This is a genomic window from Thalassovita taeanensis, assembly GCF_900110775.1.
GTDB classification, from domain to species: domain Bacteria; phylum Pseudomonadota; class Alphaproteobacteria; order Rhodobacterales; family Rhodobacteraceae; genus Litorimicrobium; species Litorimicrobium taeanense.
The window spans coordinates 1-3,665 of record NZ_FOEP01000032.1; the positions used below are offsets into that span (position 1 = coordinate 1).

Here is a 3,665-nt window from a genome sequence, read left to right on the forward strand (position 1 = left end):
CTTCAGGCCACCGTATCGTTCGGCCTGGCACGCGATGAGCTGAAAGACGAGCTGTCGCGCTATCTGCGCGAAATCATCTCGTTGGACAAAGCCGCCGAATAAGGCCGAATAAGCAGGAGCAGCTGCCCCACCTCATGGCTTTAACGCCAGCGGGCAGCTTTGTGGGGCGCCAGTGCGCGCACGGTCGAACGCCGGATCATCGGCGGTCTTCCAACCCGCAATGCCCACGGCTCTGTGCAGATTGCACCTGTTGACGCGGCGACTGGATCCGGCGCCGATTTGGCTGCGGGCATGATCTGCCCCTGCTGCACAGGGGCGCGACATGCGTTTCCACGGCAATCTCTGCGTTGTGCTGCCATCTGCACATTGGTCCCTCAAGATAAATTGGCAATGTCTTTGCGGACCTCTGTGCGAAACCTGAAAAATCCCCGACAGGTTGTGCATTTCCGCACTCGCCGAAGGCACGTCTCAGGTTTCTATCACAAATACAGAAAATTCCGGCGCATCCCTGCCCTAACAGTTGCGAAAATTGACATATATCAACACGCCTCTTTTTGAGGATGCTAGCTTCCTCGTGTGGGAGGACTTACGCGACGATAAAGCTGCCGTTTGGGGCTTATGTGTGACTCCAGCCTAAGATTTTCGGGATGCGGACCAAACCTGTGCCGCTTTTTCTTAAACCACACGCTTTACGTAGGAGGCATTTATGTGTGCTGATACAGTTACAATTACGACCCCAGACTGGACAAGTTCCCACATCTTCAGTTCGGACGACGTGACAGGAACCTTCGATGGCCTGACACAAGGAACCGTTCTGGACGGTGAGATGCCAGTGGTAGACTTCACTGCAACCGCGAAAGACGCAGGAGACGGTGTCCTGCTGTACCCGATCAACAGTGAATTCGGGTATATTGTCACCGATTTCATCGGGGCGGTCGAAAAAGATTTCCTGCTCAACCCCGAATATGAAGAAGGCTGGATCGGCGACCTTCATGGGGAAGGTGGAGAGCAGGAGGGCATTGTCGTCTCGAACACGGAGACCGAAGCATTCAAAACCCCCGCCGTATTGGGGACTTGGCTGGCAGGTCTGGGCGGCAACACGGTGAAGGCATCGACCGAGCACTATGTAGTCATGCAGCATATTCTGTCCGACCAGCAGTTTCCTGATGACCCGGACGCGCTTTATCCGCTGGACAACAACCTGAAGGTCATCGGCGGAGATTATGATGGTTATGCCATCAAGGATCTTCTGGACGGCGTCGATGTTGCCGGAATTGGCTGGGTCGATATCGGCGATATCAACGGCGATGGCGTCGAGGATGTGAAGGATATTCTGGAGCCGAACGAGACGACGATCGATTCCAACATCGCGGCCAGCACCGATTACTCGGTGACGCTGAAAGACGACGGAAAGCTGCTCTATCGCTGGGGTAACGCAATCAAGAAGCCCAACGACATCCGTCTTGAGGCGAAGATTGAGCTGCCGTCGGAATGGAGCATCAAGGACAGCCCCGACGATCTGCAAAAACTCTATCGGATCACCTCGGCCGAGCTGTTGGTGAATCACACGATCACCAACAACCCGAACGACCAGCTGCGTCCCGAAGGCTTGGAGAACGAAGCGGCCATCGGTACTCTGCCGACCTACCAGATCCTTGATGACGGCTCTTGGGTGACCACGGATGACTACTATGCCGGCGACGGCACGCTTTATCCGGCTGGGACCGTTCTGAAAGATCCGGCTCTGGCTGCGCTTTGGGCGACATCGGAGCTGGCGGCCATTGGCGCGGTTGACGGGGCCGAGGGCTTCACGAACGCCTGGTACACCACCATGGATCGCGAGCCGTTTGAGGCCGCGTTTGACGAGAGCGGCGAGTACATCAGCGGCCCGCGCTGGCGCCTGCAACCTGACAAATACGGCCAAGACCTGCCGTCGGTTGTGATTCCTTTGGACCCGAGCCTGCCGCCGCCCCCGACAAAGGACGAGGTCAAGTATGACGTGGGTGAAGTGACCCAGACTGTCATCAACCTTCTGGATTGGGAGACACCAGTATCGCGGATGTCGATCAGTGCGGGTTGGCAGGATCAGGCAGGGACAACAGATATCAACGGCCTGAACCTGAGCCCGGATTTCGATCTTTCCGTCTACATCAAGGGCGATATCAAGCCAGCCACGCTCTATAATGCTGAATTGCTGTTGGATTACGAGGAAATCACCATCTATGCCGCAGGGGGCACAATCACCGGCGGTGCGGGTGACGACTACCTTGTTGGGCAGGGTGACAACACTCTGATCGGCGGCGCTGGAGAGGATTTCTTTGTTCTGTCCTATGGCACCACAATCAGCGATGCGAACATCCTGTCAAACATCATCACCGACTTCACGGTTGGCGAAGATGTGCTGGGCCTGATCGGCATGGGCGCAAGCACAGTCGAGCTCGACACGATCATGGTGGATACCAACATTACTCAGACCGTGGTGGGCAGTGACCTTCTGGTTTCGGTCGGCGGGTATGATCTTGTGACTCTGCAAGGCGTGACCGAGGTTCTGGACGCGACAAGCTTCATGACGTCGACCCAGTACAGCATGACACCAGAAGTCTTCGTCGGCACCGATGGGGATGATGTGCTGAGAGGCACGTCATCGCCGGATGTGATGTACGGCCTCGACGGTGATGATCGCATTCTGGGCTATGAAGGTGCGGATACGATCTATGGCGGCGATGGAGCGGATACGCTCAATGGCGGTGATGGCAGCGACGAGATCTATGGTGGTGATACAGCCGCCGACCTGAGCGACGTGGTCTATGCCGGTGACGGCAACGACACAGTCGACGGTGGGGCGGGGAACGACATCATCTATGGCGGTCTCGGCGATGACGTGCTGATTGGTGGCGATGGTGCTGACCAGCTTTACGGGCAGGGTGGCAACGATGTGCTGACTGGCTCGTCCTGGGGTGATCTCATCTTTGGTGGTGATGGGCTCGACTTCATCAACGGCGGTGGCGGTAGCGACCGGCTGAACGGTGGGGCCGCTGCGGACATGTTCTATCACGCCGGGGTTGCCTCGCATGGTAGCGACTGGATCCAGGACTACGATGCCGCTGAAGGTGACGTGCTTGTCTTCGGTCTCTCTGGTGCCTCGAGCAGCGATTTCGCGGTGAACTTTGTCAGCGCCGGATCCGGTGATGGCGCTGTTGACGAGGCCTTCATCACTTATGCGCCCAACTCCCAGATCCTCTGGGCGCTGGTCGATGGTGCGGACCAGACCTCGATCAACCTTCAGCTTGATGGCATGGTCTACGACCTGCTGGCCTGAGAGTTCTGAAAACAATAACGCGGCTCTGGGAACAGAGCCGCGTTATTAAAACAAATCAGCCTCCGCAACACCCGACGCGGCATGATCACTTTCCGTTTTGGTGTTCAGATATTTCCAGCTGAGGTCCTGTCGCAAAATTCCAAGCTTTTGCGACAGGCGCTGATTGATCAATTCCACCCGCCTTTTTCTGTCCGGGTTTTATCAAGCCAGCAGATCGTACTCCACGCCGGCAATAAGCAGGTTAAGCTCTTCCTGTGCGGCGCCATCGACCAGCGCCCACATGATCTGACCCGTGGGGCGATAGATGATAAAGGCTTCCTCGACCCCGGCCACACCGGCATTGGCG

Annotated in this window: 1 protein-coding gene and 1 pseudogene; both read left to right on the forward strand. The window is 56.9% G+C overall.

The genetic code is table 11. The annotated features are described in order from the left end of the window. A pseudogene (locus tag BSF79_RS20170) lies at positions 1-102 on the forward strand (UTP--glucose-1-phosphate uridylyltransferase); the annotation flags it as partial. Positions 103-775: 673 nt separating this feature from the next. After that, positions 776-3,319 (forward strand): calcium-binding protein, encoded by a 2,544-nt coding sequence (locus BSF79_RS19340; protein ID WP_175545393.1) that lies wholly within the window; start codon positions 776-778, stop codon positions 3,317-3,319. Positions 3,320-3,665 lie beyond the last annotated feature (346 nt).